Genomic DNA, 15,684 nt, shown 5'->3' on the forward strand with positions numbered 1-15,684 from the left:
TCCTCTTTCTTTTTAACCTTATGGTTTCGAAAAAGTTATGTACAGTATGTACTATGAGAATTTTATATTGAACTAAGGATAAATTTGTACTCTATAAGTAGTGAGAAAGGGTGATTTCACAAATGACTATTGCACTCGCATTATTGCCTATTTTGTGGCTCATCGTTGCCTTGGCAGTGTTGAAAGTGCCGGCATGGAAAGCATGTTTAGCAGCCGCTATTATTTCCTTTATTATTGCCGTAGTACCTTACGGTAAAGATTCGGCTATCATGCTCTCCGGTGCACTGGAAGGTGTGGCACTGGCAGTTTGGCCTATTTTACTTGTTATTACCGCTGCAATTTTTGCATATAACTTGGTAGTTCATACCAAAGCTATGGAAACGATTAAAGCTATGCTTTCTTCCGTAACCAGCGATATGCGTTTATTGGCATTACTTCTTGCATGGGGCTTCGGTGGCTTCATGGAAGGGATGGCCGGCTTCGGTACTGCCGTTGCTATTCCGGCAGCTATGATGGTTGGCGTTGGCTTTGACCCGTTGAAATCTATTTTGGCTTGCTTGGTAGCTAACTCCGTACCGACTACATTCGGTTCCATTGGTATTCCGACGACGACGTTGGCTTCCTTGACGGGACTTGATCTTAATTTGCTCGGTACGTCTATTGCACTGCAATTATTCATTCTTAACGTTGTAACTCCGTTCTTCGTAGTTATGATTATCGGCGGTGGCGTAAAGGCACTGAAAGGTGTGTTCCTTACCACTTTGATTTCCGGTTTGGCATTGGCTATTCCTGAATTATTCATCAATAAAGTAGCCGGCCCGGAATTATCTGTTATCGTATCCTCCATCGTTATGATGGCTTCCATCGGTATTTGCGCAAAGGTATTGCCGACGAATAATCCGGAATATCAGTTTAAATCTGAAACGCAGAAAATTTCCGGCGGTGAAGGCTTCGTAGCGGCTATGCCGTTCATCCTTATTTTCGTATTGTTATTGTTAACTTCTAAATTGGTACCGGCTATCAACGGTCCGCTCAGTGCGATTAAAACGTCTGTACCGATTTATGCAGGCCCTGGTGCTAAACCGTACACCTTCGTATGGATTGCTACTCCGGGTATCATGATCTTCTTGTCCGCTTTCATTGGCGGTGCTGTACAGAAAGCCGGATTTGGTGAAATGCTCGGTGTATTGGGCAAGACTTTCAATGGCTTGAAATTTACGTACATTACGATTATCTCTGTAGTTGTAACTGCAAAAATCATGACCTACAGTGGCATGACAGCAAATATTGCGGACGGTCTTGTGGCAGCAACCGGTACATTGTATCCGGCATTTGCTCCTCTTATCGGTGCGTTGGGCTCCTTCTTGACAGGTTCCGGTACAAACTCCAACGTATTGTTTGGACCATTGCAGACGGCAGCTGCTCAGAAATTAATCCCTGGCGATGGCGAATTGGCATTGTGGCTTACCGCAGCAAGCTCGGCAGCTACCGGTATCGGTAAAATGTTCTCGCCGCAGAGTATTGCTATCGCTATCGGCGCCGTTGCTCCGGCACTCGATGAATACGTAAAAGAAAATAAGATTGATGCAGCAAAAGCAAAGGAATTGCATGACAGCATTGAACCTAGCTCCATTATGCGTCATATCTTCAAATACTTCTTGCTCTACGTTATCGTAGCCGGTATCATCTGCTATCTCAATATCGGACAAGGTATCATCTAATAGGATGTCTAGAAAAGGAGTGGCTTTGGAAATTTCAAGCTGTACAGGGATTTTACTACTGCATATCTTGATCGGTACTTAGCCATGTATAAAGAGAACCCTCTTCGGAGGGTTCTCTTTTTGCGTAGAGAGCATATGGCGCAGAGTATTCTTAATTGTCATTACGGGCATCATCATAATCCGCGTATTGCACAGAATTTTTTATGCAGGAAGAGCCTTGGATAGCGTAGCCGGAGCGGGTTATTCGGAGTAGATTATTGGAGTAGATTATTGGAGCAGGTTATTCGGAGTAGGTTATTCGGGTAGTTTATTCGATGGCGCTTAGCCGATGTGGCTCTGCCGGCGTAGATCATTCGGTGTAGCTCTGCTGGAATCGATTATTTGATGTGGTTTGTTTCTATGGAGGTAGTGGAAAGACAAGTTTCAATGAAATTCATGGGAATGGAGATGTGATAAAAACGATAGTTTTTTAACAGTGGATATGCTACGATACAAAGAGAAAAGGAGTGATACCCATGGAAGTAAAACATACCTCTGTGTGTCCTTACGATTGTCCGGATGCTTGCGGACTCGTGGTGACCACGGAAAACGATAGAGTCATTAAGGTGCAGGGAAATCCGGAGCACACGTTTACGCGCGGTACGTTATGCATGAAAATGCAACATTATGAAGAAACAGTACATTCCCCGGAGCGATTGACCACACCGCTTCGTCGCACCGGTGCCAAGGGAGAAGGACGATTTACGTCCATTAGTTGGGAGGAAGCTATCGAAGAGGTTGCTTTGCGCTTTCACGAGAGTATCGTTGATTACGGCGGTGAAAGTATTATGCCTTATTCCTATGCGGGGACAATGGGATTGGTGCAGAAAGCGGCCGGTAATCCGCTGTTTGCTATCTTAGGGGCTACACGCCAGGATCGAGGCATTTGCTCGCCGGCGAAGAGCTATGGTTGGCAAGCGGTTATGGGACAAACCTTGGGAACCAGACCGCAGGAGATGGCCCATAGTGATATGGTAATTTTTTGGGGGCTGGATGCTACATCGACAAATCTTCACAGCTTACATGATGCAACGGCAGCCCGAAAAAACGGAGCCGAGTTATGGGTGATTGACACGCGTCAAACGGTATCGTTTCGTCAAGCAGACCATGGAATTCAACTGCGGCCGGGTACGGACAGTGCGTTGGCATTGGCGGTGGCTCATATCTTGGTACGGGATAGATTGATAGATACAGAATTTGTAAAGGAACACGTGCAGGGGTATGAACAGTTCGTAGAAGAGATATTACCCGGTTGCACGCCTCAATGGGCCATGCAAATTACCGGTGTCGAAGCAGCGGATATTGAAGCGTTGGCACAGGCATACGGCAAAGCGAGAGCACCGTTTATCCGATTGGGCAGCGGCTTGTCGCGCTATGGCAACGGAGCCATGACTGTGCGGTGTATCGTTGCATTGCCGGCATTGGTAGGTGCGTATGCTCGTAAAGGCGGCGGCTTTTTGAGTAGTGCCGGCGGCAGTAGTTTTGTAGGCGGACACATAATGGATTGGGATCGATACGCGGCGAAAGAAACGCGCTTGGTGCCGATGATTCGTCTGGGGGAAGCGTTAAATGAAGTCGGTGAGAAGGCACTGCACTGTTTGTATATTTATTCTTCAAACCCGGCTATTACATCGCCGAATCAAAATCTGGTGCGCCGCGGATTGGCGCGAGAGGATTTGTTTACCGTGGTTCACGAACGATTTATGACGGATACGGCAAAATACGCAGACATCGTGTTGCCCGCAACGACTTCTTTGGAGCATGATGATCTATATAATTCGTATGGGCATTACACTATCGGCTGCGGTTGGCGTGCGATTGCGCCTGTCGGTGAAAGTAAATCCAACTGGGAGGTGATGCGCCTGTTAGCCGGAGCAATGGGCATCGATCATCCTGTATTCACTTGTTCCGAAAGAGAATTGATTGCTCACATGTTGGCAGATACGACGCTTACGGAAGAAGAAAAAGAAAAAATTTGGCAGGGACAACCGGTGGAGATGACATTGCCCGAGGATTATAAGTTGCAGTTTAAAACGCCGTCCGGCAAGATTGAACTTTGGACGGACCGCGATGAAGAGCCGATGCCGCGTTACACCACCCCTCATGGAGACGAGGCGGAATTTTGGTTGATCAACGGACCGGACCCTCGCATTTTGGATTCATCCTTTAATGAACGTGTATTTATCAGTGACGGCCCTTTGATGAAAGCGCGTATGCATCCGGCAGATATGGATAAAAAGAAGCTTCGTGACGGAGCGAAAGTTGTTCTTTACAATGACCGCGGCGAGGTGCGAATGACACTGGCTACGGATGAAGCCGTGTTGCCGGGAACGGTAGTATCCGATGGTGTGTGGTGGCAAAAATATTCCTCCGATGATGAGCACGGCATCAATGCATTAACAGCGGACAGGCCGACGGATTGCGCTTGGGGAAGTACTTTCTATGATGTCAAGGTAAATGTACGCGTTGATGAATAAGTATTACTCATAGGGTGGACAAAGTGCGTCTTATGAAGACAGGATACGGGGTTGTCGGCTTGTGTATATAGGACATAGACCGATAAAATCCTGTTTCAGAGGACAAGTATGCTAAATTGTAATACGTTTTTGCAGAAAAATCTATAGAATACATTTGTCTATTGAGGAAAAGCGTTGTATAATCTTAGCTACGAATTATATTTTTAAGAGGGAGGATGGTAGTATGGAACACAATGATGTGAAATTAAACAACAGGGCGTATATCGCTGTCGGTTTAATGCTGTTCGCTTTGTTCTTCGGTGCCGGCAACTTGATTTTCCCGGCGTCCTTGGGACAGCATGCCGGTGAAAATGTATGGTGGGCGGTATTGGGCTTCATCATTACGGGGGTAGGTTTGCCGCTATTAGGCGTTATGGCCATGGGTTATTCCGGTTGTAAAAACGTACAGGAGTTGGCCAGCCGCGTTCACCCCGCTTACGGACTTATCTTTACAATTTTGTTGTACTTGTCGATTGGACCGGCTTTTGCTATTCCGCGTACCGGTACAGTGTCGTATGAAATCGCGATTAAACCTTTCTTGGTAGATGGTGGCAGTGATATGGCACAGACTATATTCCTAATTGTATTCTTTGTCGTATCCTTATGGTTGGCAATCAATCCGCAAAAGTTGGTTCAGCGTATCGGGAAAATTTTAACACCGGCATTGCTGGTCACTATCGTTGTCTTAATCATTAAATCTTTAATTGATCCTATGGGGGCGTACCAGGCACCGACAAAGGAATACGGTACTGCCGGTATTGCCGTACTACAGGGTTTCTTGGATGGTTATAACACATTGGATGCGTTGGCTTCGTTGGTATTCGGTATTTTGGTTATCGAATTTGTTATGCTGTCCGGCGCCAAGACGAAACAGGAAGTTACGGCTTCCACTTTTAAAGCCGGGCTTATCGCTGTTGGTTGTTTAGGCTTTGTGTACGTATTTATTGCCAACATCGGTGCAACCAGTGTGCAGCAGTTGGGTATCCTTGATACCGGTGCTCCTGTATTGGCAGATAGCGCGAAGATTTTATTTGGTAATTTAGGGGCCATGATTTTGGCGGTTATCGTATTGCTGGCTTGCTTGACCACCAGCATTGGTCTTATCACTTCTTGCGCTACTTATTTCCACAGCGTATTCGGTGGATTGGGCTACAAAGCATATGCCGTTCTTTTTGCGGTAGTGTCTTTCTTCATCGGCATGTTCGGCTTGAAGACGATTATCGTATCCGCTATTCCGGTGCTCATGTTCTTGTATCCGTTGACGATTGTTATTATTGCCTTAGCGTTTCTTAATAATACCTTCGGCGGCCGTCAGTGTGTATATGCATGGAGCATTGGCTTAACATTTATCGCTGCCTTGGTAAGTGGTGCCGAAACGGCCGGCGTTAGTCTTGGTGGTTTGGAAACATTCTTCCAGCAGCAGGTTCCGTTTCATGCAGTGGGCATGGGCTGGGTAACCTTTGCCGTAGCCGGTTTTATCATCGGTCTTATTCATAAGGCAATGGTAAAACGGTAGATTGCAATAGTAAAATAGTAGATTTCATTCACTTGGCAGCCATGCGGGGAATTACAAAATTCCTTGCATGGCTGCTTGTTTATTGTTAAGAACAGCCAGGCGAATATCGTTAGGCAGGTAGGGCGGATTAGTGTATAATGGGACATGTAGTTTTGTTGTAGGATAGGAGGATTAACCATGGATTGGTTACGTAGGAAGCCCTTGACCGACTTGGTGCAGGCATCGAATGAAAAGAAGCTGTCTAAAGCACTGAGTGCACTGGATATTACATTGCTCGGCTTGGGTGTTATTATCGGAACGGGAATTTTTGTATTGACGGGCATCGGCGCAGCGCAATATGCGGGACCGGGATTGATGTTGTCCTTTGTACTGGCTGCGATTACCTGTGCATTCGTTTGCTTAGCCTATTCCGAATTGGTGTCGTTGATTCCGGTGTCGGGCAGTGCTTATACATATACGTACGCATCGCTGGGAGAATTTTTCGGTTGGTGGGTCGGCTGGGGACTCGTCCTGGAATATTCCGTAGGTGCCAGTGCCGTGGCCGGCGGTTGGTCGGCTTACTTGGTAGGAATTTTGCACTCTGCCGGCATTGATATACCTAAGTCGCTTACCACGGTGCCCTTCGAAGGGGGCATTGTAAATTTGCCGGCCATGCTGGCGGTTTTGGTTGTAACGGTGCTATTGGTCTTGGGGATTCGTGAAAGCGCCCGCGTGAATAAGACCTTGGTGTTTATTAAAATCGGAACCATCTTTCTCTTTTTGTTTTTAGCAGGACCTCATGTGGATGTAGCGAACTGGGATCCCTTTCTGCCCTTCGGTTGGCAAGGGGTAACGGCAGGTACGGCCATTTTATTCTTTGCCTACCTTGGCGTGGATGCCTTGGCTACGGCGGCGGAGGAAACAAAAAATCCTCGTCGCGATATGCCCGTAGGGATTATTGCTTCTTTGATTATTTGTACTATTTTGTACATTGCCGTATGTGCGGTGATGACCGGCGTTGTACCCTATCCCGAATTGGATACGGCTGCACCGGCTTCCTTCGTATTGGAATACATCGGCTCGCGTCTGGGATCGGCCATCGTGGGAACCGGCGCCTTGTGTGGCTTGTCTACGGTGCTGTTGGTTATGATTTACGCACAAACTCGGGCGTTTTACGCCATGAGTCGTGATGGTTTGATTCCGGAAGCATTGTGCCGCATTCACAGTAAGTATCGCACACCGCATATTATCACTATGATTGTGGGGACAGTGGTCGCATTGATCTCCGGTTTTACGCCGATTCATATCGTAGCGGAAATGTGCAGTGCCGGAACGCTCTTTGCCTTTATGTGTTCCTGCGCGGGGATTTTAGTATTGCGCCGTGTATATCCTACGGAGCATCGGGATTTCCGTTGCCCTGCAGTGTACATTGTGGCACCGTTGGGACTCCTTTTCTGTGGATTTGTATTTTCCCAGTTATCATCGCATACACTGTACTTGTTTACCGGCTGGAGCCTCTTGGGAATTGTGATCTATGCCTTGTACAGTCATCGCCATAGTCTACTGAATAAGGACAATGTGTAAAAAATAAAAATATTTTTTAGAAATTAGTTGCACTTTTCATCGGTTAGTGCTATTATAATGGACAGTGATACGTGATATACGGATTATATAGTTACTGATTATGAAATCGTTATATTAATAAGTAAAACGGATGTGGTTAATCCGGATGGTTATGAATATAGCGGATCGGTAGCAGGTCGAGATGCGTGGGCGTATCCCTCACCGATTTGGTTTTGTCGGTGCGGATAGGTGAATTGGTTATAAGTTTTTGGAGGACATCATGTTAGCAGTGGTTTTGGTCATTATTAGCTTGCTAATTATTGGCATTCTAGTCATTATTAGCATTATTAGCGAAACACAAAACTTAACAGCGTCCGTCTTAGAAGCTTTTAACATGAATTCATTTACCCCCGCCCGTGCGAGCCGTACTTGATACGGTTGCTTGGCGTTCCCTTTTTCGGGGATACGGGGTACCGTGATAAAAGCTCGCGGTAGGAACCTAGATATATATGGCTTTTAAGACGATTTCCTTGGAAATCGTCTTTTTTTGTAGGTAAAAGAAGGTAGATACAAGATAACAAGCCATAGGAAAAAGAGAGAGAACCACATGAGAAGGAGAGAGCTCATGCGGGGAATTGAGAGGCCTTAACGGGCGAGAGATGAGAGAGACATTATATATACGTCATACGCAACGAGGTTGCGAAAGTTGAGAGAGTTATAGTTGTGCACGAACACACAATGGAGGGATTACGATGATGAGAAGCGATAATGTAGAAAAAGGCGTAGCCAGAGCACCGCATAGATCCTTGCTGAAAGCATTGGGATTTGTTGATGAAGAAATGGGTAAACCGATTATCGGGATTGCCAATTCCTTTAACGAAATTATTCCGGGCCATATGCATCTGAAAAATTTGGTGCAAGCCGTAAAGGATGGGATTCGCGAAGCCGGCGGTATTCCGATGGAGTTCAATACGATTGGTATTTGCGACGGTTTAGCCATGAACCACATCGGCATGAAGTATTCTTTGGTAACGCGTAATATTATTGCGGACTCCATTGAAGCAGCAGCCATGGCAACACCGTTTGACGGCATGGTATTCATTCCGAACTGTGACAAGGTGGTACCGGGTATGCTTATCGCTGCGGCTCGCTTGAATCTACCTTCCGTGTTTGTCAGCGGTGGGGCAATGCTTGCCGGTGTGCACAATGGTAAGAAAATCGGATTGAGCGATGTGTTCGAAGCGGTAGGACGATACGAAGCGGGTACCATGGACGAAGAAGAATTGGCAGCCATCGAAGAAAGTGCTTGTCCGACGTGCGGTTCCTGCGCCGGTATGTATACGGCGAACACCATGAATTGCTTGACGGAAGTTCTCGGCATGGGACTTCCCGGTAACGGTACGGTGCCGGCAGTGTATTCCGAACGACTTCGCTTGGCAAAACGCGCAGGCATGCAGGTTATGAAAGTGTTGGCCGCCGATCTTCGACCGAAGGATATTATGACGGAAGATGCTTTCTTCAATGCGGTGTCGGTCGATATGGCACTGGGCGGTTCCTCCAATACGGCGCTTCACTTACCAGCCGTAGCACATGAAGCCGGTGTGAAGCTTACGTTAGATGATTTCAATACGATTGCCAAGAACACGCCGCAGTTGTCTAAGCTTTCACCGTCCGGTGTGTACTTCATCGAAGACTTACATGCAGCCGGTGGTATCCCGGCGGTGATGAAACGCTTAGCCGATAACGGACGCTTAAAAAAGGATGCCAAGAATGTAATGCTTACTACACAAGGTGTTGTGGCAGACAGCGCTAAGGTATTGGATGAAGATGTAATTCATCCCTTTGATGCGCCGGTATATCCTACCGGTGGGATTGCGGTACTAAAGGGCAACCTGGCACCGGATGGATCGGTTGTAAAAGAAGGGGCCGTTGACAAGGAAATGCTTGTTCACAGTGGTCCGGCCAAGGTATTCAACAATGAAGAAGAAGCGGTAGAAGCTATTACCGGTGGCAAGATTGTAGCCGGTGACGTAGTGGTAATTCGTTACGAAGGACCGAAGGGCGGTCCGGGCATGCGAGAAATGTTAACGCCGACGGCAACGATTACCGGTATGGGATTGGGCAAAGACGTAGCATTGATTACGGACGGTCGATTCTCCGGAGCAACGCGCGGTGCTTCCATCGGTCACGTTTCACCGGAAGCAGCCGCCGGTGGTACCATCGCCGTAGTCGAAGACGGTGATATCATCGAAATTGATATCCCGAATCGTCGCTTGAATGTTAAACTTTCCGATGAAGAAATTGCTCGTCGCAAGGCAGCGTTACCGCCGTATAAAGCAAATGTAACCGGCTATCTTCGCAAGTATGCAGCCCATGTATCTTCGGCAGCCGAAGGAGCCATCGAAATTTTTGAAGACTAAGGTGGAGGCTGTAAGCGGGGAAGCAGTAACGACCGGCATAAGCAATAGATGGGAGAGAAATGGAGAGAATCCGGGGAAGAAAAAAGCCAGTGAAAAAAGTTAGAGGGAAAACGTTAGAGAGAAAACGTTAGAGAGAAAACGTTAGAGGGAAAAAGATACTATATGATGAGAAACTAAGAGGATATAAGAATGCATAAACTATATGATTTCATGGAAGCCCGGGAGCGCTTGAGTACCGTTACGGTAAAAACAAAGCTCATCCACAGCACGGTGTTTTCCAACGAATGCGGCAATGATGTGTACATCAAGCCGGAAAACTTACAGCGTACGGGATCGTTTAAATTACGCGGTGCCTATAACAAGATTGCCAAGCTTACGAAGGAAGAAAAGGAACGCGGTGTTATCGCTTCCTCCGCCGGCAATCATGCGCAAGGTGTGGCCTTGGCGGCGCAGCGGTTAGGGACACAGGCAGTGATCGTTATGCCTAGGCATACACCGCTTATTAAAGTAGATGCTACCAAGCAATACGGCGCGGATGTGGTATTGGCCGGTGATATTTACGATGAAGCGTATGCGAAGGCAAAGGAGTTACAGGAAGCCAACGGTTATGTATTTGTACATCCTTTTGATGATCCCGATGTCATCGAAGGGCAAGGGACGATTGCACTGGAAGTATTAGAGGAATTGCCCGATGCGGATGTATTGTTGGTCCCCATCGGTGGCGGCGGACTTATCGCCGGTGTAGCTGCAGCGGCAAAGATGAAAAATCCGCAGATTAAAGTGATCGGTGTGGAACCGGAAGGCGCAGCCAGTGCCAAAGCCGCGTTGGCCCAGGGCGGCCCTGTTGATTTGGACGGTGTCAGCACCATCGCCGATGGCGCAGCAGTTAAGAAAATCGGCGGCCTTACCTATGAATACATTAAGCAATATGTGGATGAAATCGTCACCGTATCGGATTATGAATTGATGGAAGCCTTCTTGCTGTTGGCAGAAAAGCATAAAATCGTCGGTGAAAATGCCGGTATTTTATCTGTAGCCGGATTGAAAAAGATCAAGGAAAAAGGCAAGAAAGTAGTATCGATTCTCAGCGGCGGTAATATAGATGTATTGACGATTGCCTCGATGATAACGAAAGGGCTTATCGTTCGCGGTCGTATTTTTACCTTCTCCGTAAATCTGCCGGATAAACCGGGTCAGTTAGTGGCAGTATCGGAAATCTTAGCCAATGAAAACGCTAACGTTGTTAAATTGGAACACAATCAGTTTAAAAACCTGGATCGCTTCCACGAAGTGGAATTACAGGTAACGGTGGAAACCAACGGAGAAGATCATATTGCTAAGATTACTAAAGCCATGAAGGATGCCGGATACGACATTCATCGGATTAACTCCCATGAAGTGCATGATGTGGTGGAACGATAGTCGTAGGCGGTAGTGTATAACTACTCCGGCTATCAATGGTGACGGACGTAATACGATGTAAGAACAACGTATATAGAATGTATAGAGAATATAGGAGAAGAAACGAGAGAAAGGAAGGGTAACTATGAGCATGATTAACGGTGCCCGCATGGTATTGGAAACCCTGTACCGCATCGGGATTCGCGATATTTTCGGCTATCCCGGTGGCGCGGTTATTCCCATTTACGATGAGATTTACAAGTTCGATGGACTCAATCATTATTTTGCCCGTCATGAGCAAGGGGCAGCTCATGAAGCCGACGGTTATGCCAGAGCTTCCGGGCGTTGCGGCGTATGCCTGGCAACTTCGGGACCGGGGGCAACAAATTTAGTGACCGGTATCATGACGGCACATATGGACTCTGTACCGATGCTGGCCATAACGGGACAGGTAGGACGCTCCCTCTTAGGAAAGGATGCATTCCAGGAATCGGACATTGTAGGTATTACCCTCCCCATTACGAAAACGAATTACTTAGTGAAAGATATTCGCGATTTACCGCGTATTTTAAAGGAAGCACATTATATTGCCACGACCGGTCGACCGGGCCCTGTGCTGATAGATATTCCCAAGGACATTCAGTTGCAGGAAATCAGTCGTGATGAATTCGATCGCTTATATAATAAGGATTTTACATTGGAAGGGTATGATCCGAATTATAAAGGCCATCCTTTGCAGATTAAAAAAGCGGCGCGACTGTTACGAGAAGCAAAACGACCGCTTATCATTGCCGGTGCGGGAATTTTAAAATCCGGTGCGTCGAAAGAGCTTTTCGAGTTGGCCGAAAAATTGCAAATTCCGGTGACGAACACCTTACTTGGCTTAGGCTCGTTCCCCAGCGATCATCCGTTGGCATTGGGGATGTTGGGGATGCACGGTACGGCAGCGGCAAACTATGCTACGACGGAAGCTGATGTAGTAGTCGCTGCGGGGATACGTTTTGATGATCGTATCACCGGTGATCCCAAAGAGTTTTGTAAACAAGCGCGTATCATTCATATCGATATTGACCCGGCAGAGATTGAAAAGAACTGCAAGGTAGATGTACCTATCGTTGGTGACTTGAAGCAAGTATTGTCAGAGATACATCCGCTGTTGGAACCGGATACGCATGAAGATTGGGTACGACGCGTGACGGATTGGAAGACTACTTACAAGCTGCGTTACAATGAAGCACCGGACGGTAAGCTGGTGCCGCAGGAAGTGCTGACCGTATTAAATGAAATTTTACAAGGTGAAGGCATTGTAGTTACCGACGTAGGTCAGCATCAAATGTGGGCAGCACAGTACTTGACCTATCGTCATCCGAATACGATTCTTACTTCCGGCGGTGCCGGTACGATGGGCTTCGGGGTGCCGGCAGCCATCGGTGCTCAGGTGGCTATGCCAAGCAGCAAGGTTGTCCTTGTCGTCGGTGACGGTGGCTTCCAGATGACGGCGCAGGAAATGATGCTCATGCAGCAATATAAACTGCCCGTAAAAATTTTGCTCTTAAACAATTCGTATCTCGGCATGGTACGGCAATGGCAAGAGTTGTTTAATGATCGCCGGTACTCCTACGTGGATATGGAATACAATCCGGATTTTATGAAGCTGGCCGAAGCATATGGCGTAAAAGGCGTAAAGATTCAAACGCATGATGAGTTACATACAAAACTGACCGATGCTATTCGCAGCGATGAAGGTGTACTCATCGAATGCGTAGTGGAACGAGAAGAAAATGTATATCCCATGATTCCTGCCGGTAAGACGGTAGCGGATATGGTAGGGAAGAAAGGGGTGGCTGACTGATGTCCAGAGATCATGAAATTTTGATTATTGCTAAGAATACACCGGGCATCGGGGCCCGCATTCTTTCCTTGTTTAATCGCCGCGGGTATTCGGTTAAAAAGATGACGTCCGGTGTTACGGTAAAGCCCGGTTATGCGCGACTTACCTTGACGGTGGATGCGGATGCGGCTTCGTTGGATCAAATCCAAAAGCAGATTTACAAGCTCATCGATGTGGTTAAGGTGAAAGTATTCCCCGACCACAATGTGGTACGCCGTGAGTTGATGCTCATTAAGGTAAAGGCGGATGAACATACGCGATCACAAATCGTTCAGATTGCCACCATTTATCGCGGCAACATTCTTGATGTATCGCCGACATCGCTCATCGTTGAGTTGACCGGTGATACGGAAAAGCTACGTGGTTTTATTGACATTATGCAGGATTACGGTGTGCTGGAAATTGCCAAAACCGGTATTACCGCAATGAGTCGCGGCGAGCGCATGTAATTCTTATGGATTGGCGTTTGGCAGATGGATACAGTGAGAAAGACATCGGAGTGGTGCTGTCGAAACGTGCGATACATACGAAAGCAAATGAGAACAAAGGGGGATATATGACAGAAAAAGAGAGAGAGCAAACAAACGAATTGTTATTATCTTTCACCGATGTGGCGTATGTGCGCGGCGGTCGGCATATATTGCGCCGAGTAAACTGGCAGATGCACTGCGGTGAAAACTGGGCGCTTTTGGGATTGAACGGTGCCGGTAAATCCACCTTGCTGGGCATGATACCGGCATACACCTTCCCCTCAAAGGGTGAGCTTATCGTTTTAGGTGAAACCTTCGGCCGTTATCCGTGGCAGAAGATTAAGGAGCGGGTTGGATTTGTCAGCGCAGCCCTTCATCAATTCGCAGGTACATTGAACAGTGAAACTTTAGAAAATGTGGTGCTGTCCGGTGCGTACAGCTCCATCGGTATTTACCGTGAGGTTACCGAGGAAGATAGGGCACGGGCTAAACAGTTAGTCGATGAATTCGGACTCGGCTATGTAGGGCAGAATCCTTACGGGATGCTGTCGGCCGGTGAACAGCGGCGCACGCTGTTGGCGCGGGCCGTGATGGCGAATCCGGATTTGCTGGTGCTGGACGAACCGTGTAGTGCTTTGGATATTCGGGCACGGGAGCAGTTCTTGGCCACCTTGGAGGAAAAAGCCAATGAACGCACCTGGCCACCGTTCATTTATGTGACGCATCGAACGGAGGAAATCATGCCTTCCGTTACGCACGTGGCTATTTTGGATGATGGCGAACTGGTCGCGAAAGGGCCAAAGAAAGAAATTCTTACCGGTGAACGACTATCGGCGCTGTACGATGTACCGGTGAAGGTCGTATGGGAACAGGATCGACCTTGGCTGATTGTTACGGCGCGCTCGTAAGTTATGATGGTACTTCCGTTATTGATGGGCAGCGAAAGAAAGCGTTGTGTATTAATAACGTAGTATATATTTTTGGTGCCGCATAGAAAGTGAGGGCGACACCGCAAGGTACAATGATTGAGAAAACAGGAGGTCATTATTATGGCAGGGAACATCTTAGGAACAACAGTATATTACGACGCAGATTGCAATGTAGAAAAATTGGTTGGTAAAAAAATCACCGTATTGGGCTATGGTTCTCAGGGCCATGCACATGCGTTAAACTTAAAAGAAAACGGCATGGACGTTACCATCGGTTTGCGCAAAGGTTCTAAATCTTGGACCGCCGCTGAAGAAGCTGGCTTCCCGGTAAAGGAAACAGGCGAAGCCGTTAAGGGTGCGGACATCGTTATGGTTTTGATTCCGGACGAACTGCAGGCAGATACCTATGCTAATGCTATTGCTCCGAATTTGAAGAAAGGCGCTTACCTTGCCTTTGCTCATGGTTTTAATATTCACTTCAATAAAATCGTACCGCCGGCTGATGCCAATGTATTCATGGTAGCTCCGAAGGGCCCAGGTCATTTGGTTCGCCGTACCTTCCAGGAAGGCAGTGGGGTACCGTGCCTCGTAGCTGTAGAAAAAGATCCCAGCGGCGACACGATGGAAATTGCAAAGGCTTGGGCTGCCGGTATCGGTGCTGGTCGTTCTGGTATCTTGGAAACGACCTTCCGTCAGGAAACGGAAACTGACTTGTTCGGTGAACAGGCTGTATTGTGCGGCGGCGTATGTGCATTGATGCAGACAGGTTTTGAAACTTTAGTAGAAGCAGGTTATAATCCGGTTAATGCGTACTTCGAATGCGTGCATGAAATGAAGCTTATCGTTGACCTTATCTACGAAGGCGGCTTCCAGACTATGCGTAACTCTATTTCCAATACGGCTGAATACGGCGACTATCTGACCGGTCCGAAGATGATTACCGAACAGACGCGTCAGGCTATGCGCGACGTATTGAAGGATATTCAGTCCGGTGCCTTTGCGGAAGCATTCATTAAAGACAGCAAGACCGGCTTCCCGTTCCTTAAGGGTGAACGCGCTAAGGCAGAAAACCACGAAGTAGAAAAAGTAGGGGCTGCATTGCGCAACTTGATGCCGTGGATTAAAAAATAATTAATCCGTAATAATCGGTGTATAAATGATTGGTTCCCTTGAGCGCCGGCGACATTTTGAACAGTTGGCGGTCAAGAACCGCAATTATGTAATCACTGTACGATTATG

The 15,684-nt window shown here is 47.4% G+C and carries 10 protein-coding genes; all 10 read left to right on the forward strand.

What is annotated here, in order from left to right; translation table 11 throughout:
* The first annotated feature begins 113 nt into the window (after window positions 1-113).
* The 10 genes from Q5873_RS02575 to ilvC all read left to right on the forward strand — a co-directional run bounded on the left by Q5873_RS02575 (window position 114) and on the right by ilvC (window position 15,576).
* Window positions 114-1,721, forward strand: coding sequence for an L-lactate permease (locus Q5873_RS02575; protein WP_288190457.1), 1,608 nt, complete (start codon window positions 114-116; stop codon window positions 1,719-1,721).
* A gap of 515 nt (window positions 1,722-2,236) precedes the next feature.
* Window positions 2,237-4,237: a molybdopterin-dependent oxidoreductase gene (locus tag Q5873_RS02580; RefSeq protein WP_303059129.1), complete on the forward strand. Its 2,001-nt coding sequence runs from the start codon at window positions 2,237-2,239 to the stop codon at window positions 4,235-4,237.
* A gap of 223 nt (window positions 4,238-4,460) precedes the next feature.
* On the forward strand, window positions 4,461-5,792 hold the full coding sequence (gene brnQ, locus Q5873_RS02585; RefSeq protein ID WP_303059130.1) for a branched-chain amino acid transport system II carrier protein: 1,332 nt from the start codon (window positions 4,461-4,463) through the stop codon (window positions 5,790-5,792).
* Between the two features lie 177 nt (window positions 5,793-5,969).
* Window positions 5,970-7,355: an amino acid permease gene (locus tag Q5873_RS02590; RefSeq protein ID WP_028254429.1), complete on the forward strand. Its 1,386-nt coding sequence runs from the start codon at window positions 5,970-5,972 to the stop codon at window positions 7,353-7,355.
* 734 nt (window positions 7,356-8,089) lie between these two features.
* Window positions 8,090-9,754 carry a dihydroxy-acid dehydratase gene (gene ilvD / locus Q5873_RS02595; RefSeq protein ID WP_211219539.1) on the forward strand — a complete coding sequence of 555 codons (1,665 nt, stop codon included), beginning with the start codon at window positions 8,090-8,092 and terminating at the stop codon, window positions 9,752-9,754.
* 189 nt (window positions 9,755-9,943) lie between these two features.
* Window positions 9,944-11,176, forward strand: coding sequence for a threonine ammonia-lyase (ilvA, locus tag Q5873_RS02600; protein WP_028254431.1), 1,233 nt, complete (start codon window positions 9,944-9,946; stop codon window positions 11,174-11,176).
* Between the two features lie 124 nt (window positions 11,177-11,300).
* Complete coding sequence (gene ilvB / locus Q5873_RS02605; protein WP_303059131.1) at window positions 11,301-13,007, forward strand: biosynthetic-type acetolactate synthase large subunit; 1,707 nt, start codon at window positions 11,301-11,303, stop codon at window positions 13,005-13,007.
* Complete coding sequence (gene ilvN / locus Q5873_RS02610) at window positions 13,007-13,495, forward strand: acetolactate synthase small subunit (RefSeq protein WP_276788061.1); 489 nt, start codon at window positions 13,007-13,009, stop codon at window positions 13,493-13,495. Before ilvB ends, ilvN begins: the two co-directional genes overlap by 1 nt.
* A 107-nt stretch (window positions 13,496-13,602) precedes the next feature.
* Window positions 13,603-14,424: an ABC transporter ATP-binding protein gene (locus Q5873_RS02615; RefSeq protein ID WP_303059132.1), complete on the forward strand. Its 822-nt coding sequence runs from the start codon at window positions 13,603-13,605 to the stop codon at window positions 14,422-14,424.
* A 141-nt stretch (window positions 14,425-14,565) separates the two neighbouring features.
* Window positions 14,566-15,576: a ketol-acid reductoisomerase gene (gene ilvC / locus Q5873_RS02620; RefSeq protein ID WP_028254435.1), complete on the forward strand. Its 1,011-nt coding sequence runs from the start codon at window positions 14,566-14,568 to the stop codon at window positions 15,574-15,576.
* The last annotated feature ends 108 nt before the right edge of the window (window positions 15,577-15,684 follow it).

The organism is Veillonella magna, from assembly GCF_959600285.1.
GTDB lineage: Bacteria > Bacillota > Negativicutes > Veillonellales > Veillonellaceae > Veillonella_A > Veillonella_A magna.

What these genes read in the sequence shown, in the direction of transcription:
- brnQ (WP_303059130.1), top strand. Translation starts at nt 4,461, where the DNA reads ATGGAACACAATGATGTGAAATTAAACAACAGGGCGTATATCGCTGTC.
- ilvB (WP_303059131.1), top strand. Translation starts at nt 11,301, where the DNA reads ATGAGCATGATTAACGGTGCCCGCATGGTATTGGAAACCCTGTACCGC.
- Q5873_RS02580 (WP_303059129.1), top strand. Translation starts at nt 2,237, where the DNA reads ATGGAAGTAAAACATACCTCTGTGTGTCCTTACGATTGTCCGGATGCT.
- ilvD (WP_211219539.1), top strand. Translation starts at nt 8,090, where the DNA reads ATGAGAAGCGATAATGTAGAAAAAGGCGTAGCCAGAGCACCGCATAGA.
- ilvC (WP_028254435.1), top strand. Translation starts at nt 14,566, where the DNA reads ATGGCAGGGAACATCTTAGGAACAACAGTATATTACGACGCAGATTGC.
- Q5873_RS02615 (WP_303059132.1), top strand. Translation starts at nt 13,603, where the DNA reads ATGACAGAAAAAGAGAGAGAGCAAACAAACGAATTGTTATTATCTTTC.
- ilvN (WP_276788061.1), top strand. Translation starts at nt 13,007, where the DNA reads ATGTCCAGAGATCATGAAATTTTGATTATTGCTAAGAATACACCGGGC.
- ilvA (WP_028254431.1), top strand. Translation starts at nt 9,944, where the DNA reads ATGCATAAACTATATGATTTCATGGAAGCCCGGGAGCGCTTGAGTACC.
- Q5873_RS02590 (WP_028254429.1), top strand. Translation starts at nt 5,970, where the DNA reads ATGGATTGGTTACGTAGGAAGCCCTTGACCGACTTGGTGCAGGCATCG.